This window comes from Treponema sp. HNW (genome assembly GCF_050320395.1).
Lineage (GTDB): Bacteria > Spirochaetota > Spirochaetia > Treponematales > Treponemataceae > Treponema_C.
On the sequence record NZ_CP144459.1, the window covers coordinates 2,623,505 to 2,648,941 of the forward strand.

Below are 25,437 nucleotides of genomic sequence, written 5' to 3' on the forward strand. Positions count from 1 at the left end.
TTTCCTATGGTATTTTATCCGTTTTTAGCGGGCTTTTTCCGCAGCTCTATCTTCGGCAGCCGTTCGTTTTTCCGTTTCGGACATTTTTTCAACAGCCCATTGCGTAAGCCGGTATTCAAAAAAGAGGGGTGACTGCATATCGGCAACTTCAAGATAAATTTTATGGGCTAAATTCTTTTTGCCCGTCAATTCATAAAAAAGAGCCATATAAAAAAGCATCTTTCCCTTTATCGTGCGGCTGTCCTGGTTTACCGTCCTATGTAAAACGTTTCCGTCGCCCAATTCGTCATAATATAACCTGAGCATAAGGTAGTCAAGACTTTGTTTATCCATGTTGCGCATAGCCTTGGAAAGATATTCTTTATTTGCCGCCGAATTATTCATCTTTCGGTAACAAGCCGAAATCATCAATTTATACGAGGTGTTTTCAGGATTCATTTCGGAGGCTTTTACAAAACCCTGCAGCGCTTCTTCCCAATTTTCTATGCGCCATGCAAGCATGGCAACCGATTCGTATGCATAATAGTATTTCGGATTACAACGGATAACATTGCGGTAATCATCGAGGGCCGATTCGTATTTTCCCTGTTCATCCCGTAAACCGCCGCGGTAGGTATAGGCTAAAAAATAATCGGGTTCTATTTTAATCGCCTTTGTCCAGGCTTTTTCGGCTTCATTCGGCTTTTCCAATCCTAAATAATAGGAGCCGGCATCAAGCTGATGGTGATAATCATCGGGGTTTAAAGCTGTCGCTTTTTGAATGTATTCCAAAGCTTTTTCATAATCACGCGCTTCACCGGAAAGTTTGGCAAGATACGACCAGGCCATATCGTTTTCAGGTTCCAATACCGAAAGCTTTATAAAAGTTGCTTTTGCCTTATCGATATCATTCAAATACCAGGATGTCTGCCCGTAACCGAATAAACAGGCCGAATGTTCCGGATTGCCTTCCAACCCTTTTTTAAAATACAGGTTCGCCTGCTTAAAATTGCGTACAAGCATAAAACTGTTCGCAAGGGCGGCATTCGCATCCGGATTTTTCGGGTTTTTCTTTAAAATAGAACGGATAATTTCGGTGCTTTTTTTACCGTCGCCGCCTGCCCGTGCAACCATCGCGCTTAAAAGCTGAATATTTTCATTTCCCGGATTTTGTTTAACCAGGGCTGCGGTTTTTTCGGCAGCTTTTTGCACTTCTCCTGCAGAAAGCAGCAATGAAGCATGCATGTAATTCAAATCTTCATTGTTTTTATGTGTTTCGGGAATCGCATCGAAAGAGTCGAGCGCCTGCTTCATATCGCCTTTTTGGAGAAGCTTTTGTAAATTTCCCGTAAAGGCTTCGGCGGTAAAAGCATCCTGTTTTTTTTGCTGCGTTTGCGCAGGCGCCTTTTGTTCGGCTTTTTTTTGAACGTCTTGTACTTTTTCGGACGATGCTGCCGGTTTCACATCTTCGCCGACGACTGTTTCGGTCTGTACAAGGCTTTGTTCCGCCTTTATATCGGCGGCAGGCTCGGTTGTTTTACAGGCGGCGATAATAAACAGAACCAGACAAAGCAACGGCATAAAGTTCTTTGTTTTTTGCAAATTTTTAATCATCGATTTTCCCTTATTATTTTACGGGGAGTTGATTTTAAGGCCATCATTGAGTACACTGGTACAAATGGCACATAATCCCGTTCGTAAATTTATAATTCTTACCCTTGTCTACGGTATTACTATTTTCGGCATTTTTATGCTTCAATTTAGGAATGAATCCTCTTTTTCAAAGCTTTTCGGCTTTTTACAGCTGCGCTTATCTTATACAAAGCCCGAATCCGAATCTCCGCAATCCCGCACTTTAAAAAACGGCTTTTACGTTTCGGGAAAAGGTTTAACGGTTTATTCTACCGAATCATCGCCGATGACGGTTGAGTTATCGGGCAAAAGAACCCTCGTTCCCGTTTTGGAAAAATGGGAAGAAACGGGGCCCGATTCTTTTACCCTTTTCTTTTCCGACGATATTTCTCTGTTTTTTAGCGGCGCGGCAGGACAGCCGGTGTTAAAGGCCGAACTTCCTTCTCAAGCCCGTTCCGTATCCATACCTTATAAAACAACGGAAAGCTACAGCGTTACGGATATAAATCAATTCCGCGCAATTATAAAATCAAAACACGAAACCCGTATTTTACAGGCACAAACTTTAAGCGCCGACCGCATAAAGCTTTCTTCTTCGGCTTCCGCAGTTCATTTTGCCGTCTACGAAGAGCCCCGCTCTTTTTCGTTTGCGTCAATTGCAGGCTCCGAAAAGGCCTCAGAAGAACGTTTGAAAAAACTCACCGAAAAGGCGCGTTTGAAAATTTTTGAAAATTTTGCATACACGGCTCCGGAAAATATCAACGAAAGCCTCGTTGCAGCCTATATAGCCGAAAATGCCGTTCGGGGAAGCTACCATACCGCTGTCGGTACGGTTCCGGCCTCATTTAAAGAAAGCACAAAACGGACCTATCTTACAGCCCCTTATTTTAACACATTGGTTAAAATGAATCAAACGCTGGTTATGGAGCGCGAAAACATTTTATACCGCATAAAATACTCGCTTGATAAAAACAACCTGGATGTTTTTGAACTTGACCGCCTGCCCCTCGTTTTACTCCAACTTCCGGTATCCGAAGCAGCCCCCGTTTTATCGCTTCCGGCCGCAGTTGAAGCTTTTACACCCACCGCCGCCCAGGCCGCAGGCATTTTGGATTTATATACCGTGTTATATCCGATACAACCTGCAAATGCGGCGCGTCTCGAACCCGTATTGGATACCTGTATTTCCGTTTTGGAAGCGGCCTGTACAATAAGCGAAACGGGAGACCTCTATCTTACGGATAAGGATATTCGGGCAAATGCGGTGCTGAGCGCAAAGGCCGCGCGCGCCTTACAGCGGTACGGAGAAACCGTACAAAATACCGCTATACAGGCGGGAGGAAGACTTTTATCGGCAAGCCTGCTTGACGGCAGCGAAACCGAAGATATTAAAATGCTTGCGGAACTCTATCCTTATATAGCCGCAGGCACCCCCTTTTATCCTCATATGAGGGTTATCGGCTTTGAAAACGGCACTCCCGTTTGGGCATGGACGGCTGCGCAAAATATCCGGTATTCAAAAGAAGACGGTGAAGTTGTTTTTCACACCGATTTTATACAGGAAGAAAGCCATTATATGATTTTAGGCGGGATCGAACCCTTTACATCAATCGAAATTTACGGTATACAGTTCCGCACCGACCCGCGCTTTGAAACCTACAATTCTTCAGGCTACGTATACAATGCCGAATCCAAAACCCTGTTTTTAAAATTCCGGCATAAATCGGCAACCGAAACCGTGCGTTTAGGCTACCGTTCCCGCGCAGAAGAAGCTCCGGTACAAACGGAAGAGGCCGAAAGCGCGGATACCGAAAACGCTGCGGCAGCCCCCGAAACGGCCGCTGCCGAAAGCGAGCCGCCGGCCTCCTATATACCCGCTTTTTAACGGGTTTTTACGGTTTAAACAAAAAAAGCGGCCGGCCCGTACAAGAAAGAGCCTGCCGCTTGATTTACCGAACAGGCTTATTAGAACTTATATCCTACGCCTACGCCGATATTGAATTTATAACCGAAGTTTAAAAACTTGGTGTCTTGATCTTTGGCGAGTTTCTTGAGCTCCTTTTCACCCTTTGTTTGATTCAATTTGATACCGAACAGTGCCTGAGGACGTACATACAGGTTACCGGTTACAAAGAAATCGGCACCCGCTCCCATGTCGAGCCATACGCGGTTTAATTCTTTTTTTAAATCATCGACCCCTATCCCGTAACTATCCGCGACTTTTACCGAAAGGGGAATATCGAAATCGAAACCGAGTAAGGGAAATACCTTGATTTTTTCGGCAACACTGAAAGGATATTTACCGAAGATACCCATGTGAAGAAAATTTGCTTTTATATCAAAATCAATGGAACTGTCTGTACCGCCAGACCATGTCTCCTTCCTCGTCATTTTAGGCTTTCCGACAAGTACATTCATACCGATTTCGGCAACCGCATATCGGGCATCAAAAAAGCCTTTAAACCCGATAAGGTTTCCGTTGGACCAGTCTTTGTCTGTACAAATTGTATGCCGACATCCCGCTCTTGTATTAAGATTGTATATCCGAATATCAAAAAAGTCAAATCCGAATATTATAAAAACCGATTTTTTTATAAGAAACGCTTTTTACCCCTTGTATCTCTGTTGCTGCAAATTTTTTTTCGGAAATTTGTATCATTTTTTCAAAAAGTATGTTATAATGACACTAACGGCTTTGCCTAAAATCGCATAAGTGCAAGGAGTATCTGTGAATAAACGCGATTTTCCGAAAATTCATTTTTATGATCAGGATTTTGTAGATATATACGATAAAACATGGTCTTGGGTTCAAAATTTTTGGCTGACCTCTGAGGCTCAAGAAGAAACCGACTATTTTGTATATCCGGAAGAAAATCAACCCTTAATTATAGACCAAACGGAGTCAACCTTTGCTTCGTTTTTTTTGGTATACTCGAACCGCAACTTTCCGGCACATCAAAACCTTGATTATTTATACAAACGTCAGGAAGAAAACGGAGCTATCCGCCGTCAATACAACCTTGCCGATAATTCTCCGATTGTGCCCAAGGATAATCCCGAAGCCCTGGCCCTTCCCCTTTTTGCATGGGCGGAATTCAATCTCTATCATAAATCGGCAAATAAGCGGCGCATAAAAGAAGTGATGCCCGTGTTGCAAAAGTACATGACATGGATTGAAACTTCTTTTAAAAAAGAAAACGGTTTATATGCCGTACCGGTCCAAGCAGGAGGCATGTTCAATTCTCCGCGCGATAAAACCTTTTATCCGATCGATTTTAACAGCGCCATGGCGGTCAGTGCCCTTTATATGGCGGCCCTCGGCGATATTCTTAACGAAAAGGATTTGAATTTCCAGTATAAACGGCTGTATTTTTCGCTTAAAACGCGTATCAATACCCTGATGTGGAATAAGGATACGGGGTTTTATCACGACTTGAACGAAAAAGGAGAACAGCTTCCGCATAAAACGGCAGCAGGTTTTTGGCCGCTTTTGGCTGAAATCCCGAATGAAGACAAGGCCGAATTATTGATTTCGCATTTAACGAATCCCAAAACATTCGGCACCGATCACCCCTTCCCGACCCTCTCGGCCGATGAAAAAAAATTCAGTCAGGACGGGGAAGGCTACCGCGGCAGCGTTTTTCCCTCCTTTAATTTTATGATTATAAAGGGACTGGAAAAATATCAGCGCTACGATTTGGCGCGCGAAGCGGCAATCCGCCACCTTTATTATATATTGGATGCCATGTTTCCTCACGGAGATGATAAGGCCGTAAAGGGCGATTTGTGGGAAGCCTATCTTCCGGGTAAAGAGGGAGTTGCAAAATTGAGCGGAAAAAATACATTTCCGCGCAAACGCTATTTACATTTTGCAGGCTTATCCGCAATCGCACTTATGATAGAAAACGTTATCGGCTTATCCATAAGTTTGCCCCGTAAGACCGTCGACTGGATAATTCCCAACTTGGAAATTATGGGCATAGAAAACCTGTCTTTAAAACGCAATATGATTACGATTTTATCGAACAAAAGCGTACGCGGATGGGAAATACAAATGGAAAGCGAAAAGCTCTACTATTTTACCATCAATATCCTCGGCCAAAAGAAAAAAACCCTTCCGATTCCCTCCGGTAAATGCTCAATGCTTATAGACAAGCTTTAACGGCGGCACGGCATGAAGTCACCGGAAGCGGTTATAGAAATAGGGTCTACCGGCATACGCCTGATGGTATGCGAGCTTACTTCTCAAGGTTCATGGGAAACCGTTGATTTTTCCGAGCAGCCCGTTTCTTTGGGACGAGACGTCTTTACAAGCGGAATAATCAGCCGGGATACGCTTTTACAGTGTTTGCATATTTTAAACCGGTTCCGCGAACAGCTTGCAGGCTGGAAAATCGCCAACGAGCATATCAGCGTTATTGCAACAAGCGCATTGCGCGAGGCGCGCAACCGCGATACCGTTGTAGACCGCATACAGGTTAAAACGGGATTTAGCATACGCGTTGTAAACGGCATTGAAGAAAACCGCTTTATATATTTGGCGGTGCTGGAAGCTCTGCACCGGGATGCTCCGCGCATCCAAAGGCAAAACTCGGTTATTTTGGAAATCGGCGGCGGTTCTACGGAAATAATGCTCTTTGAACAGGGAAAGATGGCCGCCGTACACAGTTTGAGACTGGGAACGGTTATCATAGAGCAGTATGCAAAGTCCATGATGGGCTCTCGTCACGATGCGCGCCGCTTTTTGGAAGATTTTATAAAAAATGCCGGAGTAAATCTTAATACCGAGGCTAACTTACAAAAAATCCGCCAATTTATTACGGTCGGAAGCGAAATGCAAATTGCCGCCCGCGAAGCCGGCAAAAAAATCGGTAAACGGATCCGCTCCATAGACAGGGAGCGTTTTTCCGCCTTTGTCGATGAAGTGCAGCAATATTCCGCAGATGAATGTATGGCCCGTTTTAAAATCGGCTATACGGAAGCACGGGCCCTGCCGGTAGGTTTGTTAAGCTATAAACTGTTTATAGAACTGACATCTGCAAAAAAAATAATCGTGTCGGATACAAGTATACGTGAAGGCTTGCTGCTGAGTAAGCTGCCCGGCCAAAGCAGTTTGCAGGAAGACTTTATATCGCAGATTATCGCGTCGGCCCTGAATATCGGCAAAAAATACCGTATAGACGAAAATCATGCACAATACGTACGAAAAATGGCCCTTCTTATATACGACAAAATGGAATCCGAATTGGGCTTGGACAAAGAAGCGCGCGTTTTGCTTGAAGTCGCTTCGATTTTGCACGATGTAGGTATGTTTATACGGGGAAGCGACCATCAACTGCACAGCCAATACATTATATCGCATTCGGATATTTTCGGTTTGACAAAGGACCGAATTCAGGTCGTTGCCCTTGTCGCCCGGTACCACAACGGTCCCCTGCGCCGTCTTTCGGAGGAAGCCTTTGTAACGCTGCCGCGCAGCGACCGTACCCTTGTATTAAAGCTTGCCGCCATTTTACGCATTGCCGACGCCCTGGACAGAAGCCATTCCCAGCATATAACGGATATCCGTATTATCTTAAAAGAAGATTCCCTTATTATTAAAATACCGCGCTCCTACAATATGAACCTTGAAAAAACCGCCCTTGCCGAAAAAGCCGATTTATTCGAGTCCGTATTCGGCTACAATGTCCGTATCGCCTGATGACACCTTAAGTGTTGTTTTGTTTATATTTTTATTGCGGAATCCGAAAAGTTATTATATACTATTTTATAGGATATCCCGTAAAAAGGAGGCTTAACGGCACAGCTATGAAAAAGCAGAAAATCTTTTCGATTCGTAAAAAGCTGGTTATTATCTTCGGATTGTTGCTTTTAATTGCACTCGGTATTCAGGGCTTGATTGCCGGAAAAATTGCCAAAAAAGCTATTCTGGAAAAGGTCGAAACGCATCTTATCGATAAGGCAGCCGATACCGCCGAAATTATCGATGCAAAGGTGATTATGTTTTTACAGTTTTTGGAAGGGCTTTCCCGTATGCCGATATTACGCGATGATTCATATACCTACGCACAAAAAATAAAAGAACTGAAAAAAGAAATATGACGTAATGAAAGAATCGTCGATTTATTTATAATCGATTTGAAAGGTAATTTTTATTCCGAAGACGGAACAAGCGTTCAGGTAAGCGATAGGCCCTATTTTCAAGCTGCGGTATCGGGTAAGAATTTCGTTTCGGAGCCTTATATTGAACGGGTAAACGGAACGCTCGTAAACACCCTTGCCGTTCCGATTTACGGAAATTCGAATACCGTTATCGGCGTTTTATGTGTGGATACCGGCGGAACAAAACTGTCTGAAGACATAGACGATATTAAGGTCGGGCAAACGGGATATTGCTTTATTTTGGGCTTAACGGGGACTGCGGTTGCCCATAAAAACACGGAGCTTGTTATCAAGCAGGATAATTTTCAGGAAAACGCAAAAACGAATCCCGCCCTTGAATCCATTGCGAATTTTGCAAAAACAAGTATGCAGGAAGAACACCCTTCCGTAGGTTATTATACGTTTAACGGCGCGGGAAACATAGGGTCTCATGCAACTTTAAAGACAACCGGCTGGAAGGTTATAGTAAGGGCGCCGGTAGATGAGTTTTTGGGAACGGTTAAGATTCTTCGATACTCTATGATAGCTTTGGGAGTCGTTTTGTTGATTTTGAGTGTCGTTGTTGTGTATCTTATCGCCCATGCGATGGTAAAGCCGCTTAAAACCGTTGTAAATGCGCTTGCGGACATTGCTCAGGGCGAGGGCGATTTAACGGTAAGGCTTCCTCTTATCGGCAACGATGAAGTTACCGAGTTGTCGAAGTTCTTTAATCAAACGATTATAAAAATCGCCTCTCTTATACGGTCGGTGGGAACAAATACCGAAAATATGCAAAATGTCGGTAACGAGCTTGCAAGCAATATGACCGAAACGGCAAGCGCCGTACATGAAATAAGTTCAAATATAGACGGCGTAAAACAGCAGGCTTTAACCCAAGCGGCCAGCGTTACCGAAACGGCGTCAACTATCGAAGAAATCATTCATACAATCGAGCACCTTAACGGCAGCATCGAAGCTCAGGCGGCAAGCGTTGCCGAATCATCCGCAGCGATAGAGCAGATGGTGGCAAATATCGAGTCGATTACGCATACGCTTGAAAAAACCGATGATGTAATAAAAAATCTTGCATCGGCAACTTCGGACGGAAAAGAAACCCTTCTCGGTTCAAGCGGCATTACCCAAACGATTGCCGAAGAATCGGGCAGTTTGATGGAAGCTTCGAGCGTTATTCAGCATATTGCAAGTCAGACAAACCTTCTTGCCATGAATGCGGCAATAGAGGCCGCCCATGCCGGAGAGGCCGGTAAGGGCTTTGCCGTTGTTGCGGATGAAATAAGAAAACTTGCCGAAGAATCGAGTTCTCAGGGAAAAGCCATTACGGCAACGCTTAAAAATCTGAGCGGAGAAATTGAAGAGTTGTCGACTTCGGCAAAAACCGTTGAAGAAAAATTCAATATTATCTTTACGCTGTCCGAACAGGTTAAAACAATGAGTACCCGCTTAACCGAAGCGATGCGCGAACAGGGCAATGCGAGTAAAGAAGTTCTTGCCGCCATTCGGGATATAAACGCCGTAACGGTTCAGGTGAACGAAGGTTCTTCGGAGATGCTCAGGGGAAGTAAACAAATGGCCGATGAAATGAATAAATTGGATAGCTTAACCCGCATTATTTCCGAAAGTATGAACGAAATGGCTGCGGGGGCGACCCAAATCAATAATGCCGTACAGGACGTAAACGACATTACGCAAAAAAACAGGCAAAGTATTTCCCGTTTGGCGGATGAGGTGAAACGGTTTAAAGTGTAGGAAGGCGTTTAAGCCTCTTTTGTATGAAACATCCTTTTGCCCCCGTTTTTGACAAACACTCACGTTTGCTTGTTTTGGGAAGTTTCCCTTCTCCCCGTTCACGTGAAAACGGCTTTTACTACGGACATCCTCAAAACCGGTTTTGGCCGGTTTTGGCGGCGGTTTTCGGCGAACGGCTTCCCGCCACAAACGAAGAAAAACGCTCTTTTGTACTCAAGCACGGGATTGCCCTTTGGGATGTACTGGAATCCTGTTTGATTACCGGAGCCGCCGACTCTTCCATCCGCGAAGAGAGGGCGAACGATTTTACGCCGCTTATTGAAGCCGGTATACGGCGCATTTATGTAACGGGAAAAGCGGCTCATCTTTTGTATAACAAACACTGTCTTGCCCTCACGGGAATTGAAGCACTATATCTTCCTTCCACCAGTTCCGCAAACCGCGCGCATTGGCCGCTTGAAAAACTCATAGAAGCCTATTCGGTACTCCGATAAAAAAGTGTTCAAACCTCTTGACAAAATTAAATATATAATCATATAATCATATTAACATATGAATAATCAATCATACGTTAAAGGGCGGATATGAACACGAAAAATATGTTTGACGACGAAAAACTCTACGACTTGGCGGATTTGTTCAGAATATTCGGCGACACAACACGGATTAAAATTTTGTACACACTGCGCAATCGGGAACTGTGTGTAAACGATTTGGCTCAAAGCCTCAATATGACCCAGTCGGCGGTTTCCCATCAGTTAAAAATTTTGCGCCAAAGCAAACTGGTACGCAACAGACGCGAGGGAAAATCTCTTTTTTATTCTTTGAACGATCATCACGTTGTTACGATTATCGATCAGGGTATGGAACATATTTGCGAATAGAAACGGAAATGCCGCCCGGTTTTTGACGGTATTTTTTAGGAGGAACCGATGAAAGAGCTGCATAAAAACCATCACGAATATCACTGCGGACATATGGACGAGCACAGCCATGAACACTGTCATGAGCATGAATGTCATAAGCATGAGCATTGCCATGTACATGAATGCCATGAAGAAGCACAGGGCTGCGGATGCGGATGCTCACATCCGCACAGTGACAGTTCTCACATGATTATACGCATTGTTTTAACCCTTGTAAGTTTTGCCGCAATCCGCGTACTTGAATACTTCGGGCCGCTTGCCTTTATCCGCGATTTCAGACTTGCCGCAGCCTTAGTCTATGCAATTCCCTATCTTATCATAGGATATGATATTTTATGGATTGCTTTAAAAAATATTGTGCGCGGCGATTTTTTTGATGAAAATTTTTTAATGTCCGTTGCGACAATCGGCGCAATGATATTGGGCGAATATATTGAAGCGGCGGCTGTTATGCTTTTTTACCAAGTCGGAGAAGCTTTGCAGAGTTATGCCGTCAGCCGCTCAAAAAAATCGATTACCGCCCTCATGGATATACGGCCCGACTATGCAAACATTGAAAAAGACGGAGAGCTTATACAAATCGACCCCGCCGCTTTAAAAGCCGGAGATATTATCGTCGTAAAACCCGGCGAAAAAATCCCGCTGGACGGCATCATCATTGAAGGAGAAAGCAGTTTGAATACGGCCGCTTTAACCGGCGAATCTCTTCCCCGCGACGTGTACACCGCCGATGCGGTATTGAGCGGCAGCGTCAATTTGCGAGGTCTTTTAAAAATCAGGGTTACAAAGGAATTCGGGGAATCGACCGTTTCCAAAATCCTTGAGATGGTTGAACACGCGGCCGAAAAAAAGGCAAAAACCGAAACCTTTATTACCCGCTTTGCCCGCATCTATACGCCCATTGTCGTATTCAGCGCTCTTTTGCTTGCAGTCCTGCCTCCGCTTCTTTTTGCAGGCGATTGGGCGATGTGGGTTCGGCGCGCCCTTATCTTTTTGGTTATATCCTGTCCCTGCGCCCTTGTTATATCGGTTCCGCTCGGCTTTTTTGCCGGTATCGGCTGTGCGTCCAAGCACGGTATTTTAATCAAGGGCGGTAACTATCTTGAAGCTTTGGCACAGATTAAAACCGCCGTTTTCGATAAAACCGGCACTCTTACGCGCGGCGTTTTTACGGTAACCGCCGTCCACGCCGATACAATCAACGAAGAACAATTGCTTGAATTAACGGCCGTTGCCGAGCGTTATTCAAACCATCCGATTTCCCTTTCGATAAAGGCCGAATACCGCAAGCGTACCGGAAAAAACGTCGAAAGCGGGGAATTTGAAAAACGGGTAACGAATGTAAACGAAATTGCAGGCAGAGGCATAAGCGCCGTTGTGGACGGGAAAAAGATTTACGCCGGAAACAGCCGTTTTATGGACGAAATAAACGTAAAATGGCGTAATTGCAGCAAATTCGGTACAATCGTTCACACGGCGGTTGACGGCTTCTATGCCGGCCACATTGTCATTACGGATGAACCCAAGCCGAATGCCGCAGAAGCCGTACGGCAGTTAAAAAAAGCGGGCGTCGAAAAAACCGTTATGCTTACCGGCGACTCAAAGACCGCAGGCGACTACATCGCTTCCCAACTGAATGTAGACGAAGTATATGCCGATTTATTGCCTGCCGGTAAGGTTGAAATAGTCGAAAAGCTGCTTGCACCGCAAACAAGCGGGACGGCGGCCCCCGGCACCGTCTCAAACGGCACAACCGAACAAGGTGCTCTCGCCTTTGTCGGAGACGGCATAAACGATGCACCCGTTCTTGCCCTTGCCGACATAGGAATCGCTATGGGTGCAATGGGAAGCGATGCGGCAATAGAAGCCGCCGATGTGGTACTTATGGACGACGATCCTGCAAAGCTGCCTTTAAGTATGCGCATCGCTCGGCGCAGCATCGGAATTATCCGTCAAAACATAGTCTTTGCCTTAGGTATAAAAATAGCCGTTATGGTTCTCGGCGCCTTCGGTATTGCAAATATGTGGACGGCGGTCTTTGCCGATACGGGAGTTGCCCTTCTTGCGGTATTGAATTCAATGCGCGCTTTAAAGATACGGTCTTGACAAAAGGCGAAAGTGCGCGATAATAAAACTTATGACAGACAAGAAAAACTGTTTTGCTGGGCAAAACATAAAAAAACGCGCTTTCGGTAAAATGCTTTTTCTTTGTGCTGCTTTGTTTCTTACCGTTGTTGTTTTCACACAGTGCGATTGGCGGGATCAGGCTGAATTTGTAAATGTCCGTGTATACAACAGAACAGGAGAAGACCTCGATGTTGTAACCGGCTTAGTTTTCTTCTCCATAATTCGCGCCGGTACCGATAGAACCGTACGGATTATAAAAGACAGACCCGTTTCCGCAATCGGTAAAACATCCGGAAAAATATATGCGACACGTATATTTTATTACGATAACGCACCATGGACCGTTAATCCGTAATTCAGCCCTTATAGGCGAAGACTGATTTCTCCGGAAATAAGTTCCCGCAGCCCGCCGGACGCATCGCGGACAATCAAATGCCCCTCGCCGCTTATGTCTACGGCTTCGGCTTCATAAGTTTCGAGGGGAGAAATAACGGTAACCGTTTTTCCTAAAATAAAGGAGCGCTCCTTATATTCTTCCATAAGAAGGCGGTAATCGATTGTGCCGGAAAACGCGTCAATCATATGGGAAAGAAGCGAGGCGGTAAGAGCATCTTTATCGATAGAGCTTCCATCCGGCAAACTTCCGGCGGTACCGCGCAATTCTTCCGGAAAGCCCGAGTCCGCCTCATACAGATTTATCCCTACACCCGCAACAACCGCCGAAAGCTCCGCTTTATGTGTCCCCATAAGGCCCTCGGTTAAAATGCCGCATACTTTTTTACCGCCTACAAAAACGTCGTTTACCCACTTTATCGACGCTTCTATACCGAGCTCATCCAAAGCACGGCATACGCAAACGGCGGCAAGGGGTGTAAAAAGGGAGGAGGGAGGCGCCTGAAGACCGCCGTCAAAAACTCCTGCCGTTTTATCGGAAGCGCAGTTACGCGGACACGGGGGAATATAAATGAGGCTTAAGTAGATACCGCTTTGTGCGGGAGAAAAAAAACTTTTACCGAGTCTGCCGCGCCCCGCACTTTGATGTTCGGCGACTAAAACGCTTCCGTGCAAAGCGGCAAAATCACAATGAACAAACTCAAATCGGCGCTTGGCTTCGGTATTGGTCGAATCTATCGTTTTAAATACTTCGATTTTTCCGCCGCAGACGGACAGGGCCCGAGGCGATAAAAAAGACTCTATGCGGCGGACCGACGATTCGGCAGCCGGTAACGGGGAAAAAATCACTTAAAACTCCCGCTCTTATTCCTGCACGGGGGCCGTTCCCAAATGGAAAAAAGAATCGGCGGGCAGGGTACAAATCATTCCGGAACCGGGAGCGTCAAAACAGGGGAGCTTTTTTACGGCATCGCTTATATCCGAGGCGGCGGAAGTTTCGCTTGCAATCAATATTACTTCTTTTTCGGGACTGATACGTATACCGAAAAAATCCATATCCTGCTCGGTACCGGTACCGCGCGCATCGATGATTGTTCCGCCGGGAGCTCCCGCCTTACGCGCCGCTTCCATAACCGTCTCTCCGTATCCGGAATTGACGATAATGCACATAAGCGTATGTGCCGATTTTTTTGCCATAGTATTCTCCGCCGAAACGGTACATAAAATACCGCCGCAATCCTTATGCTGCCGGGCCTCCCGTTCGCACATGCGGCAGACGGCTTCAATCGCTTCTTCACAGGATAAAAAACCGATAACCGTTTTTCGTGTCGAACCTATTCCCAAATGCCGCAGCAGGGCCGAACTTGCCGTTCCCCTGCCTGAAAACAGTATTTGTTTACCGCATACGGTTTTTCCGACCGTTTCGGTAAATAAGTCGGTGTACCGGTCGGGAATAACGGCAAGGGCAAGCTTTTTCATTTTCACCCGCATTTTACAACAAGCCGAACATCTGTGCAACCAAGCCGGAGCTTATGAGTGCGGCTTTTTTTTCTTCATAAACTTCATCCGTGTTTTCGGCCAGGTCCGAAATCGAACGGATAATCACAAAGGGTGTTTTATTCAAGGTACATACCTGAGCAACTGCGGCCCCCTCCATTTCAACACAGGCCGGATTGCACAATTCTTTTATACGCGCTTTGCGCTCGGCCGAATTGACAAACACATCGCCGGATGCAACCCGTCCTTCAATCAGGGAAAATGAAAATCCGCATTTTTCCCATGCCTTTTTTGTGATGCCGATAAGAAAGGGATCGGCGTTAAAGCCGACCGTTCCCATTCCCGGAATTTCGCAGGGCTTATATCCGAATCCCGTCGCATCTGCATCGTGGTGAACGGCATCCGTAGAAACAACGGTATCGAAAACGTGCATACCTTCGGCCAAGCCTCCGGCAACCCCCGTATTGATAACATGCGTAACCGAAAAACAGTTTATAAGCAAGGCGGTACACATGGCCGCATTGACCTTCCCTACGCCGCATTGAACAACAACCGCAGGAACATTGTTAATCGTGCCCTCGTAAAAAGTAAGACCGCTTTTTTCGCAGCTATGAATATCTACAAGCTTTTCTTTTAAACACTCAACTTCGACGCTCATAGCGCCTATAACACCTATTTTCATTGTACAACCGCCTTTTTCAACTGCTTTGCAAAATAATACAAAAAAACGTAAAAAAACGCAGAAAATGTATTGACATTTTTTTGCATTTACCGTATATTAACATCAGCAGCAACAATCATAAAAAGGGTCGCTTTTCCTCCTCCTTTAGCGGCCCTTTTTTCATTTTAAAGCAAATCACCTTTTTGAACAAGAGCGCTTTAACTGAAGTTCTCTTCCACTTTGCACAAAAGGCTGAAAAGAGTTTGCTTTTCTTCTTCGGAAAAACCCTTATAACAGGTGTCGATGAGAGTACGGGATATTTCCGAGGCGGCCTGAGTGTAGGCACTCCCCTTTTCGGTCAAAGATACAAAGGTTATACGATTGTCCGTTTCACTGCGCTCCCTTCGGATATAGCCTTCCCGTTCAAGCTTTTTTATCAGGGCCGTGGCCGTCGACTTGTCTTTATGAATGCAGCGGGCAAGGTCTCCCATTTTCATTTTTCCGTTTTTCGCAAGTAAATATACGATATAGCCGTGCGAAGAAGCGATTCCCGCAAAGCCCCGTTCGGCAAGACTGCGATTTAAATATGAAGAAATATTCGAACTTATTTTTGACACAAGCGAGGATATATTATTTAAATCTTCTTCCATACATACAGTATACCACCCTCAGCCCTTATTGACCAGCGCTTTATACGCATTGACTAGGCCCGCATTATTGCATACAATTCCGGCTATGATTTGGTTTTTTATTAAAAAGAATTTTTGCGACGGCTGGGATAATCTTTTATTTTTGGCCCTGTTTAATTTGATTATTATAGCCTTGCTCAGCGCTGCTTTTTTTACCGTATCCGCTCTTATCGATATATCTTCAATCGCAGCTTTTGCGGTTTTAGCGGTTTTTATCTGTCTGATAAACGTTCTTCTTTTCGCCTTCAGCGATTCCGCTTTACGCTTGGCGGATTTTAAATCCGTTTCGATAAAAGAAAGCTTTGCCGTCATTCCCTCAGTATGGAAGACCGGTCTTTTCTTCGGTATTACAGTGCTTTTATTGATATTTATGGCAGCCGGGGCTATCCCGTTTTATTTCGGTATGAAAAACATGGCCGGCCTCATACTGGGCTCGGTTTTGTTTTGGGTGCTCGTCGTTGCAGTCCTTTCTTTGCAATGGTTTATGCCGCTTCAATCTTATTTCGGCGGCAGCGTTATCAAAAATGTAAAAAAAAGTTTTATTTTATTTTTCGATAATACGGGATTTTCCGTTTTTATGTTTATCTACTCATGCATTGTTTTTGTGCTTTCCGCTTTTTTGGGCTTTATGGCGCCCGGTATTACCGGAGTAATTTTAGGCTACAATAATGCCCTGCGCTTACGAATGTATAAATACGATTGGCTTGAAGAACATTCCGAGCTTCCTGCAAAACAGGCGCGCCGCAGTATTCCCTGGGATGAATTGCTTGCCGAAGACCGCGAAACCTTGGGCCCGCGAGACTTTAAAAGTTTTATATTTCCGTGGAAATGATTTGCTCGCAGTGATTTTTCGCCGGGAACGATTTGCTTCGGAAAGAGGGGCCGGGAAAAAATCGGCCGCCTTTTTACAGCCTTACCCCACCCGCTCTCCGTTTCGCAGGGCGGTTCTCAATTTGAAAATCTTTTCGTCCATACGTTCAAGTTCGGCAAGCAGGGCTTTTTCTTCGGCGGAAGTTTCGAGTACCGCGGCAATCCCCCCGTTTTTAATGACAATGCGCCGGTCCGCATAAAGGGCAAGGGCGGGGTCGTGGGTTGCCATCAAAACGATTTTTTCTTTTGACACAAGTAGTTCCAGCGCCTTTTTGCGGTCTATCCCCGCGTTTTCTATTTCGTCTATAAGCACAATGGGAGATGAACTTAAAATCGCCGTGTCGGCAATCATAAGGGAGCGCGATTGACCGCCGCTTAAAGCCGTAACGGGCGTATGCATATAAAAGCTTTCCCCCGCCAGACGGTTTGCCGCTTCAAGGACGGCGCGCACGGCCTCATCCTTATCTTCGACAAGGCGGCTTTCGGCATGCAGCCGAATAAACTCTTCGGCCGACAAATCCATAACGAAATTCATGTTTTGCGACAATTGGGCAACCAGAGAATTGTTCGCCGAAAACCGCAAAGCCCTGTCCGGTGTTTTATCGTTTACCAAAACGCTGCGCTTTGTCGGAGTGTCGCCGCGCGCCGCCCATTCTATATCGGCAAGCAGGCGCGATTTTCCCGAACCGGTAGGCCCGACAATGGCGATAATTTCGGAACGGTAGAGCGTTATTTCCGAAAAAGCTTCCGGAGCGCCGGACTTATCGGTTCCGGGCAAAATACGTATGCTGTGTACCGCGCTCGAATCGTCCAAGTCCAAAAATTCCTTCATTTGAACAATAAAGTCGAAAAAGGAATTGTACATTTCGGCCTTATCGAGGGCGGCGTCTTCGGCAGCCTGCGGGGGAATCGAATTCAAAAAAGCGGCAAAGGTTAGGCCTTTTTTATCGAATACGCCCAAATCGTGCAAGCGGTTTTCCGTAAAAAAGTCTTCTATAAAGGGATAGGTTTTTAAAAGTTCGGCTATGCTTTGTCCGGTAAGAGGAACTGCGTGCAAATTATTTAAAGTGTATGTATTGTCAGTATAAGGCGGCATTGTCCGTTTCCTTTTCAGTAATTTTCATTTTGCGTATATTGCCTTTTTGAAAACGCTCTCCTATACGCGTTTCGCCCAAACAATAAGAACACAATGCCGCCGGCATGGGAAAACGTAATTCCATTCCTTCCACGCTCGTAATATTTTTGCCTCCTTCTAAAAGGCGGCTCAATTCAAAGGCTCCCTGCCCGTTTAAGCCGTTTACATGCATAATAAGGGCTTTAGGATTTACCGCATGTACCTTTGCGGCGAATACTTCGCGCTCGGCTTGCGATACGATATCTCCCTTTGTAATAACCACAATGTCGGCGGCTTTTAAAAGCGGACCGATTTTTTTCGGCGTATTTATACCCGAAAGGTTATCTATAACGCAGATTCCCGGCACCTCTTTTATGTAAGGAGAACAGCGGTTACACAGACCCGCCGATTCGGTAATCAGCATATCGAGGTTTTGTTGTATACCCCACTGTACCGTTTCTTCAATATTCGACACAAAAAAATGGTCGGGGCATAGGGCGCCCGAAATTCCTTTTTGTACGGGAATACCCGCTTTTTCGTATAAAAGGTCGTCGTCCGTATAAAGGCAGTCGAATTTGACAACTCCTGCGCGGATTCCCCGGTCTTTAAGTGCTTCAATTGTTTTTAAAATAACGCTCGTTTTTCCCGAAGAGGGCGGCCCCGATACTATGACCGCATTCATACTGCAAACCTTTCGGACTTTGCGCCAAGGGCTTTTTCAAAGTCGGCATTCAATTTTTCAAGAAGTTCTCCTATATCGTTTTGTTTAAGAAAATCCCAGCCTATCCACAAAAACTTTTTGTCCTTGTCAAGCTTATTGTCCACATCGGGATTTGTTGAGGGGAAAAAGCCGTTTTGCGATAAAAGGGTACCGACTTCCTTTGAAAGAAAAAAATCGGAAAATACCCGTGTTTTTTCACAGGTTTCTTTTTTGGCGAGCATAAAAATCGGAGCAAGCACCGCACCGTCTTCGGGCCACACAACCTCCAGCTGAGAATCATCGCGAATCATCGTCGAAAAAAAGTAGGGGGCAATATGGACTGCAGGATCTCCTTCTTTATAAGTATAGTTTTCTTTTACCATCTGTGCAGGATGTAAAAAAGAACCGCAAGCTTTCGCAAGTTTTTGAATGCCTTCATCGCCGAACAATTTGTACACGTTCAAAAGAAGGGCGTTGAATAAATCCAAGTCTTTAAAAGGGAGGGCAAGGGCGTTTTCGAATTCATCCGTAAACAAGTCGGCCCAGCGCTTGGGCATCGGCCGTCCGTTTAGAGCAGCTTTGTTCACAACCATAAGGGCCGGAACAACCCCGATTACCGCATAGACATTATCCTTGTCGCGTAAATCGATCGAGTCGCTGCAAAAATCGGCGTTCATGTGCAAAACGGGACAGTAAAACATATCTTTTTTCGTATACGGGGCCATACGCGCTTTATCGAAAAAAAAGTCGAAGCCCGTGGAAAGCATAAGGTCGGGTACGGTCTGTTCGTCTTTAAAGGCGTCCGCAAGCCAGTCGATACCCAAATTTGCCGAGCGTAAATCGTAGCTGAAGGTATAACCCGCCTTTTTCATCTCATCGGCATGAGTTTCGGTATAAGAAGCGTAGAGTTCTTCAAAGGCTTCCAAAAGGGGAATGCGCACCGGACAGGGTAAAATTCCCTGTATTTTAATGCATTGTTTTCCGTCTGTAAGATGGGAAAACGGGTCGTTTTTCAGTTTTTTTAAAGAAGAGTCGGCTCGCTCGGTAAGAGATTCGGTTTCGATTAAGGCGTTCAGTTCGGCTTCGCAGGATTCGACATCGAGGTTTTTCGACAACAAAGCTTTTTTTAAGCTTATCTTGCTTCCCATCAGCTTTCTCATAACGGGGTTTGAAAGGGGCGCAAACCCTTTTTGTACCAAATACGAAACGATTTGCGGGTATTGTTCGGTCAGTGCAAACACCGTATCGTCAAGGTTTATTTTTTGATTCATACAATCTCCGATTTTAAACTGCTTTAGGGCAAGCCGCCGGCGGCGCTGCCCGCGGCTTTTCCCTGTTATACTTTACTAACTTATAGCGCCTAAGAATATACAAAAAAAGAAGGCTAAAAGCAAGCGGGTGATTCAAAGCTTTCATTGACGATGCCGTTTCAAGCGATTTTTGATAAGCCCCTTTTTCAAGCCCGATAACTTCACCCTCTTCTCTGCCTTGACAAAAAAAGCGCATTACCGTATAATTAAAGCCTATCTTTTTATGAGGTGAAACATGGCGATTAGACAGCCTAAAGGAAAAACAGTCAGAAGGCTCGGTTTGAACATTTACGGAAACCCCAAGTACGATAAATTGTTAAGCCGCAAGCCGAACGGTCCCGGAAAAGAACGCGGCCTTAAAAAACGGGGCAAAACGTCTGTTTATGGAGAGCAATTAAAAGAAAAGCAGAAATTCCGCTTTGCTTACGGTATTTCGGAACGTCAGTTTAGAAATTTGTTTAAAAAAGCAAACAGACTGCACGGCGTTACAAGCGACAACATGATTTCTTTAATGGAACAGCGCTTGGATAACACGATTTACAGAATGGGTTTCGCCGTCAGCCGTGCACAAGCAAGACAAATGGTTTCACATGCGTACTTTTTTATAAACGGTAAACCCGTGAACATTCCCTCAATGTGCGTAAGTGTAAACGACGTTATCACGACAAAAGAAAAAAAAGGTATTCAAAACCTTATCCGGCATAACTTGACGGTTAATCAGGGTGCAAAAGGCTCCTGGCTCACCGTCGATACCGAAGCCCTTTCGGCAACGGTAAATGCCCTGCCCTTAGCAGGCGATATTCAGCCCGTCGGACACATCCAGAGCGTGGTTGAATACTACTCGCGCTAAGCGCATCTTTTTTTCAAACGGGATTGTCCGAAAAGCAAAAGCTTTAAGGACAGTCCTTTTTTTTTGCTTTTTTCACTATACTGTATAAAGTGTATAATATCCGCTCATTAAAAAACTTGACAAATTTAAAAACCTGTCTTAAAATAAACATAATCAAACAAAAAGGAACACTATCGAACATGCTTACACAGGAACGGAGTACCTATATTCTCGAAAAAATAAAAAACGGCGGAGCCGCCCATGTTGAAACGCTTGCAAAAGAAGCCGGTGTAAGCCCCATGACAATCAGACGGGATTTGACAAAGCTTGCAAAGGAAGGATTAATAGAGCGCTGTCACGGCGGAGCCTTGCTCAAAAGAGAAACTCCGTACCGCGAAAAAAAAACAAGCAATGCGGATGAAAAAATAAAAATAGCGCAAACGGCCGTAAACCTTATCCCCGAAAAAGCAAGCGTCTTTTTGGATGCCGGAACCAGTACTTGGCACATAGCATTCCTGCTTACGGGGCGTAAAGACCTGACGGTTATAACCGCCGACTTGGAAATCGCACATTTATTAAAAGACAGTCAAGTCAAGCTCATCGTATGCGGCGGGGAAGTACAAAAAAAGACGGGCAGTATGCTCGGTTTTTTTGCAAATTGGATGATTGCCGAAATGAGATTCGAGCAATGCTTTATCGGTACCGCCTGTATAGACGAAAATTTCGATATTCTTACTCCGACAACGGAAAAGGCGGAGTTAAAGCGGCTTATTGTAAAAAACAGCCGCGCCTCTTATCTGGTTGCCGATTCAAGCAAATTTTACAAACAGGCAATGACCCGTATTAATTCATTGTCCGATTATACGGGCCTTATTACAACAAAAAAATTCTCAAGGGAAGAAAAAGAAAATCTAACGAAAAAAAGCGTTACAATCATTGACGCAAATACAGAGTAAAAAAAAGGGAGAGGCATATGGCACGGTGCCTTATTATTGCGGACGATTTAACCGGTGCAAATGCAACCGGAGTACTGCTTCAAAAAATCAACTATCCCTCTTTTACCGTCATAGACGCGGAACACTTTGAACGCGAAATTGAAAAAAAGTGCGACTGCATTATATGTCCGACCGACAGCAGAGCTATAGACAGCGAAGTCGCCTATGAACGGGTTTTTCTTGCCGCAAAAATGCTGGGTTCAAAAGATACACTCATATATGCAAAACGTATAGACAGTACCTTACGCGGAAATCTCGGAAGCGAAACCGATGCCCTGCTGGATGCATTGGGTGACGGCTTTACGGCAATTGCGGTTCCCGCATTCCCGCAGTCGGGCAGAATCGTGTGCGGCGGTTATATGCTTGTCAACGGAGTTCCCCTTCATAAAACGGAGGCTGCAATCGACCCTAAAACACCGGTATCAAGTTCGTCGGTATACGACTTATTTTCTCTACAATCAAAATATAACATTCGTATATGTACAATCAATGACCTTATGAAAGGCAAAAAACACGTTATCAATTATATACACGATGCCGTCCGAAGCGGAACGCGTATCATTACCTTCGATTGTATCGGAAATGAAGATACGGATTTTATTGCCGACGCCGTTATTGAAAGCGGCATTCCCTTTATCTGTGTGGACCCCGGCCCTTTTACCGCGGCGGTTGTACGCAAAAAAATCATCCCTAAAGAAGATAAAAAAAACATAAAACTGCTTGCCCTTGTGGGAAGCGTTAATCCGGTAGCACGGCTTCAAATAGAAGAATTGTTTTTATCGCATACCGTATTTAAAATATGCGTACGCACACGGCATTTTATCGAAAGCGATACAAGCCGCCGCGAAGAAATCAATCGGGTTGTAAAAGATTTTCTTGCCGGCTATACGGACTATCAAATATGCTGCATATACGGCGACGGTTTGCAGCCCGAAAACAAACTGGACTTTTCCGAATATGAAGAAAAAAACCGCCTGTCTAAAGATGAACTGTGCATCCTGATAAACGAGTCTTTCGCCGAGATTCTATTCCGTATTTTGGAGCAGGCCCCGCAGTTTGCCGGTCTTTATACGAGCGGCGGCGATATTACGGTTGCCGTATGTAAAAAAGTTAAAGCCGCCGGCATTAAACTTATCGGAGAAGTCCTTCCCCTCGCCGCCTACGGAGAACTTATCGGCGGAATATACGGAGGCCTTAAAATTATCACAAAGGGGGGTATGGCCGGCGACAAAGATGCTATGAAAAAATGTATTCAATATATGCAGGAACATTTACTGTTATAAGGAGAAATGTATGACAAAACCGATTATAGCCGTTCCGATAGGAGATCCCGCGGGCATAGGCCCCGAAATCGTTGCAAAAGCCTTTAGCGACGCCGAAACACAAAGAGCGGCACGCTGTCTTGCAATCGGAGACACGACTGTTATGGAACAGGCCATCCGTATTACGGGAGTCCCCTTACACATTCACAAAGTACAAAGTCCCGAAGACGGCCGCTATGAACAGGGAATACTGAATTTACTTCCCATAGACAATATCGATATGCGGCAATTCGCCTTCGGCAAAATAAGCGCTATGTGCGGAAAAGCCGCCTTTGAATATATTGAAAAAAGCATTGAGCTTGCCGTACAAAAAAAAGCGGCCGCCGTTGCAACAACTCCGATTAACAAAGAAGCATTAAAGGCAGGCGGAGTGAACTTTATCGGACATACCGAAATTTTCGGAGAACTTACGGGGACGGAAGACCCGCTTACAATGTTTGAAGTACGCGGCTTGCGGATTTTCTTTTTAACGCGCCATGTATCGCTTCGATGCGCCTGCGATATGGTAACAAAGGAGCGTATCAAAGATTATGTTAAACGCTGTTACGCAATGTTGAACAGTCTCGGAGTTACCGAAGGAACGATGGCGGTTGCAGGCTTAAATCCGCACAGCGGAGAACACGGACTTTTCGGAGACGAAGAAGTAAGGGAGGTGGAACCCGCCGTCAACGAATTGATTGCCGAAGGCTATAAGGTATGCGGCCCTATCGGAGCCGATTCGGTATTTCACTTGGCCTTACAGGGAAAATTCAACAGCGTGCTTTCGCTGTACCATGACCAGGGACACATCGCGGCTAAAACCCTCGATTTTGAACGCACCGTATCCGTAACGGGAGGCATGCCGATTTTACGCACCTCGGTAGACCACGGAACCGCTCTCGATATAGCCGGGACGGGAAAGGCAAGCGCCGTCAGCATGATTGAAGCAATACGGCTGGGAGCCGTCTATGCCTCGGGCTTTGCAAAAAAATAAAACAATGCATAAAGAAGGAGGTTTTATTGTATTAACCGGAACATTATTGCGGTAAATCTTTTCGCTGCCGCAATAAAACAACCGCAGCGGCTTAAATGATCGGCCGTTCAATTATAAGGAGGATTTTTATGGAAGGCATTTCAGGAGCACAAATGCTTATCGCATTGGGTATCGGTTTGATAGTATTGATTTTATTGATACTCAAATCCAGACTTCATGTTTTTGTCGCCCTCATTGTGTCGGCTTGTATTATCGGTTTAGCCGGCGGCATGAAACCCAACGATGTCGTAACAGCTATAACGAGCGGCTTCGGCGGAACCTTGGGAAACATCGGTATCATTATCGGTATAGGTGTTATGATGGGACGACTCTTTGAAATATCGGGAGCCGCCGAACGCATGGCACGAACATTTCTAAAACTCTTCGGTAAAAACAGAGAAGAACAGGCACTTGCGCTCACCGGTTTTATCGTATCGATTCCGATCTTTTGCGATTCGGGTTTTGTTATCCTTTCACCGTTGGCAAAGGCACTTTCGCGGCAAACAAAAAAATCAATTGTCGGATTAAGTATTGCCCTGGCTGCCGGCTTGGTTATCACACACTCCTTTGTGCCTCCCACCCCCGGCCCTCTGGGAGTAGCGGGCACCTTCGGCGTTGATGTAGGAAGATTCCTGCTTATGGCACTTGCCGTTGCCGTTTTGCCGACAATCGCCTGTATGCTTTACGGTAAAAAGCTCGGCAATAAAATCCATCAGCTTCCCGGTGAAAGCGGCACATGGATTCGTCCCCCGAAAGAGCAATCCCAAGCGGCGGTTTTATCGGACGATGCCGGAAAAAAACTGCCGTCGGCATTTTTATCCTTTGCACCGCTTATTACCCCGATTATTTTGATCTTATTGAATACGGTATTAAGCGCTCTCAAACAAACGGGAACGGCCGCCGCAGTCCTTATCTTTTTAGGGAAACCCGTTATTGCCGTAACCATAGGCTTAATTCTTGCCGCCTATACCCTTCCGGTACATAAAACGCGCAAAGACCTTATTACGGAAATGGAAGAAAGTATTAAATCCGCAGGTATTATTATTTTAGTAACCGGAGCCGGCGGTTCTCTCGGTCAAATCATAAAATCGGCGGGTGTCGGTAATTATATCGCATCGGGAATAGCCGCAACATCTTTACCGATAATCCTTTTGCCCTTTATCATCGCAACCTTGGTGCGCTTTGTACAGGGCTCCGGAACCGTTGCGATGCTTACGGCCGCGGGAATTACGGCCCCCATCGTAGCGGCGGCAGGCGGCAACATGATTCTTGCAGGGCTTGCGGCATGCAGCGGTTCTTTGTTTTTTTCTTATTTTAACGACAGTTTTTACTGGGTGGTTAACCGTTTAAGCGGTATCACCGATACAAAAGAGCAAATCAGAGTATGGTCGGTAACTACTACAATTGCCTGGGCGGTTTCATTTATTGAATTGCTTATACTTGATATTTTTATGTAAAAAAATTCCGTATCAT

General features: G+C 45.3%; 22 protein-coding genes and 1 pseudogene. 14 read left to right on the forward strand and 9 right to left on the reverse strand.

The genetic code is table 11. The features are described 5' to 3' along the window. Window positions 1–24: 24 nt before the first annotated feature. Window positions 25–1,593, reverse strand: a complete 1,569-nt coding sequence (locus V1L52_RS12385) for a tetratricopeptide repeat protein (RefSeq protein WP_428770099.1) — start codon at window positions 1,591–1,593, stop codon at window positions 25–27. 64 nt (window positions 1,594–1,657) lie between these two features. Between V1L52_RS12385 and V1L52_RS12390 the strand changes: the two genes are divergently transcribed. Then, the gene (locus V1L52_RS12390; RefSeq protein ID WP_428770100.1) at window positions 1,658–3,496 is read left to right on the forward strand and encodes a hypothetical protein; all 1,839 of its coding nucleotides are present in this window, start codon (window positions 1,658–1,660) and stop codon (window positions 3,494–3,496) included. An 80-nt stretch (window positions 3,497–3,576) separates the two neighbouring features. On the opposite strand, the gene V1L52_RS12395 is transcribed toward V1L52_RS12390, so the two are convergent. After that, entirely contained in the window at window positions 3,577–4,002 is a 426-nt protein-coding gene (locus V1L52_RS12395; RefSeq protein WP_428770101.1) for a hypothetical protein, read from the reverse strand. Window positions 4,003–4,339: 337 nt separating this feature from the next. Between V1L52_RS12395 and V1L52_RS12400 the strand changes: the two genes are divergently transcribed. The 7 genes and pseudogenes from V1L52_RS12400 to V1L52_RS12430 all read left to right on the forward strand — a co-directional run bounded on the left by V1L52_RS12400 (window position 4,340) and on the right by V1L52_RS12430 (window position 12,927). After that, window positions 4,340–5,773, forward strand: coding sequence for an MGH1-like glycoside hydrolase domain-containing protein (locus tag V1L52_RS12400; RefSeq protein ID WP_428770102.1), 1,434 nt, complete (start codon window positions 4,340–4,342; stop codon window positions 5,771–5,773). Window positions 5,774–5,785: 12 nt separating this feature from the next. After that, window positions 5,786–7,312: an HD domain-containing protein gene (locus V1L52_RS12405; protein ID WP_428770103.1), complete on the forward strand. Its 1,527-nt coding sequence runs from the start codon at window positions 5,786–5,788 to the stop codon at window positions 7,310–7,312. 107 nt (window positions 7,313–7,419) lie between these two features. Next, window positions 7,420–9,519, forward strand: a pseudogene (locus tag V1L52_RS12410) (methyl-accepting chemotaxis protein). Between the two features lie 23 nt (window positions 9,520–9,542). After that, window positions 9,543–10,013 (forward strand): DNA-deoxyinosine glycosylase, encoded by a 471-nt coding sequence (locus V1L52_RS12415; RefSeq protein WP_428770104.1) that lies wholly within the window; start codon window positions 9,543–9,545, stop codon window positions 10,011–10,013. A 90-nt stretch (window positions 10,014–10,103) separates the two neighbouring features. Further along, a complete protein-coding gene (locus V1L52_RS12420; protein WP_428770105.1) occupies window positions 10,104–10,403 on the forward strand; it encodes an ArsR/SmtB family transcription factor in 300 nt (99 codons plus the stop codon). 48 nt (window positions 10,404–10,451) lie between these two features. After that, on the forward strand, window positions 10,452–12,551 hold the full coding sequence (locus tag V1L52_RS12425) for a heavy metal translocating P-type ATPase (RefSeq protein ID WP_428770106.1): 2,100 nt from the start codon (window positions 10,452–10,454) through the stop codon (window positions 12,549–12,551). Window positions 12,552–12,582: 31 nt separating this feature from the next. Beyond that, the gene (locus V1L52_RS12430) at window positions 12,583–12,927 is read left to right on the forward strand and encodes a hypothetical protein (RefSeq protein WP_428770107.1); all 345 of its coding nucleotides are present in this window, start codon (window positions 12,583–12,585) and stop codon (window positions 12,925–12,927) included. 8 nt (window positions 12,928–12,935) lie between these two features. Here the strand turns inward: V1L52_RS12430 and V1L52_RS12435 are convergent, their stop codons facing one another. The 4 genes from V1L52_RS12435 to V1L52_RS12450 all read right to left on the reverse strand — a co-directional run bounded on the left by V1L52_RS12435 (window position 12,936) and on the right by V1L52_RS12450 (window position 15,773). Further along, complete coding sequence (locus V1L52_RS12435; protein WP_428770108.1) at window positions 12,936–13,814, reverse strand: biotin--[acetyl-CoA-carboxylase] ligase; 879 nt, start codon at window positions 13,812–13,814, stop codon at window positions 12,936–12,938. A 15-nt stretch (window positions 13,815–13,829) separates the two neighbouring features. Beyond that, the gene (locus V1L52_RS12440; RefSeq protein ID WP_428770109.1) at window positions 13,830–14,444 is read right to left on the reverse strand and encodes a hypothetical protein; all 615 of its coding nucleotides are present in this window, start codon (window positions 14,442–14,444) and stop codon (window positions 13,830–13,832) included. Window positions 14,445–14,457: 13 nt separating this feature from the next. Then, window positions 14,458–15,144, reverse strand: coding sequence for a 5'-methylthioadenosine/adenosylhomocysteine nucleosidase (locus tag V1L52_RS12445; RefSeq protein ID WP_428770110.1), 687 nt, complete (start codon window positions 15,142–15,144; stop codon window positions 14,458–14,460). 197 nt (window positions 15,145–15,341) lie between these two features. Beyond that, window positions 15,342–15,773: a MarR family winged helix-turn-helix transcriptional regulator gene (locus V1L52_RS12450; RefSeq protein ID WP_428770111.1), complete on the reverse strand. Its 432-nt coding sequence runs from the start codon at window positions 15,771–15,773 to the stop codon at window positions 15,342–15,344. Window positions 15,774–15,858: 85 nt separating this feature from the next. On the opposite strand from V1L52_RS12450, the gene V1L52_RS12455 reads away from it, so the two are divergent. Beyond that, entirely contained in the window at window positions 15,859–16,644 is a 786-nt protein-coding gene (locus V1L52_RS12455) for a hypothetical protein (protein ID WP_428770112.1), read from the forward strand. An 81-nt stretch (window positions 16,645–16,725) separates the two neighbouring features. Here the strand turns inward: V1L52_RS12455 and V1L52_RS12460 are convergent, their stop codons facing one another. The 3 genes from V1L52_RS12460 to V1L52_RS12470 are packed head-to-tail and all read right to left on the reverse strand — an operon-like array spanning window position 16,726 to window position 19,767. Then, on the reverse strand, window positions 16,726–17,778 hold the full coding sequence (locus V1L52_RS12460; protein WP_428770113.1) for an ATP-binding cassette domain-containing protein: 1,053 nt from the start codon (window positions 17,776–17,778) through the stop codon (window positions 16,726–16,728). Then, the gene (locus V1L52_RS12465; protein WP_428770114.1) at window positions 17,762–18,478 is read right to left on the reverse strand and encodes a GTP-binding protein; all 717 of its coding nucleotides are present in this window, start codon (window positions 18,476–18,478) and stop codon (window positions 17,762–17,764) included. The genes V1L52_RS12460 and V1L52_RS12465 overlap by 17 nt, the downstream gene beginning before the upstream one ends. After that, window positions 18,475–19,767, reverse strand: coding sequence for an ABC transporter substrate-binding protein (locus V1L52_RS12470; protein WP_428770115.1), 1,293 nt, complete (start codon window positions 19,765–19,767; stop codon window positions 18,475–18,477). The genes V1L52_RS12465 and V1L52_RS12470 overlap by 4 nt, the downstream gene beginning before the upstream one ends. Window positions 19,768–20,041: 274 nt before the next feature. On the opposite strand from V1L52_RS12470, the gene rpsD reads away from it, so the two are divergent. The 5 genes from rpsD (at window position 20,042) to V1L52_RS12495 (ending at window position 25,421) form a co-directional block, all read left to right on the forward strand. Then, a complete protein-coding gene (rpsD, locus tag V1L52_RS12475) occupies window positions 20,042–20,656 on the forward strand; it encodes a 30S ribosomal protein S4 (RefSeq protein WP_428770116.1) in 615 nt (204 codons plus the stop codon). Between the two features lie 89 nt (window positions 20,657–20,745). After that, entirely contained in the window at window positions 20,746–21,591 is an 846-nt protein-coding gene (locus V1L52_RS12480; RefSeq protein WP_428770117.1) for a DeoR/GlpR family DNA-binding transcription regulator, read from the forward strand. Window positions 21,592–21,608: 17 nt separating this feature from the next. Continuing rightward, window positions 21,609–22,913 carry a four-carbon acid sugar kinase family protein gene (locus V1L52_RS12485; RefSeq protein WP_428770118.1) on the forward strand — a complete coding sequence of 435 codons (1,305 nt, stop codon included), beginning with the start codon at window positions 21,609–21,611 and terminating at the stop codon, window positions 22,911–22,913. Window positions 22,914–22,923: 10 nt separating this feature from the next. Further along, window positions 22,924–23,925 carry a 4-hydroxythreonine-4-phosphate dehydrogenase PdxA gene (pdxA, locus tag V1L52_RS12490; RefSeq protein WP_428770119.1) on the forward strand — a complete coding sequence of 334 codons (1,002 nt, stop codon included), beginning with the start codon at window positions 22,924–22,926 and terminating at the stop codon, window positions 23,923–23,925. A gap of 128 nt (window positions 23,926–24,053) precedes the next feature. Beyond that, window positions 24,054–25,421 (forward strand): GntP family permease, encoded by a 1,368-nt coding sequence (locus V1L52_RS12495; RefSeq protein ID WP_428770120.1) that lies wholly within the window; start codon window positions 24,054–24,056, stop codon window positions 25,419–25,421. Window positions 25,422–25,437 lie beyond the last annotated feature (16 nt).

Excerpts from the sequence above, each read along its gene's own strand:
- V1L52_RS12390 (WP_428770100.1), top strand. The coding sequence starts at position 1,658 with ATGGCACATAATCCCGTTCGTAAATTTATAATTCTTACCCTTGTCTAC.
- V1L52_RS12425 (WP_428770106.1), top strand. The coding sequence starts at position 10,452 with ATGAAAGAGCTGCATAAAAACCATCACGAATATCACTGCGGACATATG.
- V1L52_RS12455 (WP_428770112.1), top strand. The coding sequence starts at position 15,859 with ATGATTTGGTTTTTTATTAAAAAGAATTTTTGCGACGGCTGGGATAAT.
- V1L52_RS12405 (WP_428770103.1), top strand. The coding sequence starts at position 5,786 with ATGAAGTCACCGGAAGCGGTTATAGAAATAGGGTCTACCGGCATACGC.
- pdxA (WP_428770119.1), top strand. The coding sequence starts at position 22,924 with ATGACAAAACCGATTATAGCCGTTCCGATAGGAGATCCCGCGGGCATA.
- V1L52_RS12445 (WP_428770110.1), bottom strand. The coding sequence starts at position 15,144 with ATGAAAATAGGTGTTATAGGCGCTATGAGCGTCGAAGTTGAGTGTTTA.
- V1L52_RS12495 (WP_428770120.1), top strand. The coding sequence starts at position 24,054 with ATGGAAGGCATTTCAGGAGCACAAATGCTTATCGCATTGGGTATCGGT.
- V1L52_RS12450 (WP_428770111.1), bottom strand. The coding sequence starts at position 15,773 with ATGGAAGAAGATTTAAATAATATATCCTCGCTTGTGTCAAAAATAAGT.
- V1L52_RS12485 (WP_428770118.1), top strand. The coding sequence starts at position 21,609 with ATGGCACGGTGCCTTATTATTGCGGACGATTTAACCGGTGCAAATGCA.
- V1L52_RS12430 (WP_428770107.1), top strand. The coding sequence starts at position 12,583 with ATGACAGACAAGAAAAACTGTTTTGCTGGGCAAAACATAAAAAAACGC.
- V1L52_RS12460 (WP_428770113.1), bottom strand. The coding sequence starts at position 17,778 with ATGCCGCCTTATACTGACAATACATACACTTTAAATAATTTGCACGCA.
- V1L52_RS12420 (WP_428770105.1), top strand. The coding sequence starts at position 10,104 with ATGAACACGAAAAATATGTTTGACGACGAAAAACTCTACGACTTGGCG.
- rpsD (WP_428770116.1), top strand. The coding sequence starts at position 20,042 with ATGGCGATTAGACAGCCTAAAGGAAAAACAGTCAGAAGGCTCGGTTTG.
- V1L52_RS12440 (WP_428770109.1), bottom strand. The coding sequence starts at position 14,444 with ATGAAAAAGCTTGCCCTTGCCGTTATTCCCGACCGGTACACCGACTTA.
- V1L52_RS12465 (WP_428770114.1), bottom strand. The coding sequence starts at position 18,478 with ATGAATGCGGTCATAGTATCGGGGCCGCCCTCTTCGGGAAAAACGAGC.
- V1L52_RS12470 (WP_428770115.1), bottom strand. The coding sequence starts at position 19,767 with ATGAATCAAAAAATAAACCTTGACGATACGGTGTTTGCACTGACCGAA.
- V1L52_RS12385 (WP_428770099.1), bottom strand. The coding sequence starts at position 1,593 with ATGATTAAAAATTTGCAAAAAACAAAGAACTTTATGCCGTTGCTTTGT.
- V1L52_RS12415 (WP_428770104.1), top strand. The coding sequence starts at position 9,543 with ATGAAACATCCTTTTGCCCCCGTTTTTGACAAACACTCACGTTTGCTT.
- V1L52_RS12395 (WP_428770101.1), bottom strand. The coding sequence starts at position 4,002 with ATGACGAGGAAGGAGACATGGTCTGGCGGTACAGACAGTTCCATTGAT.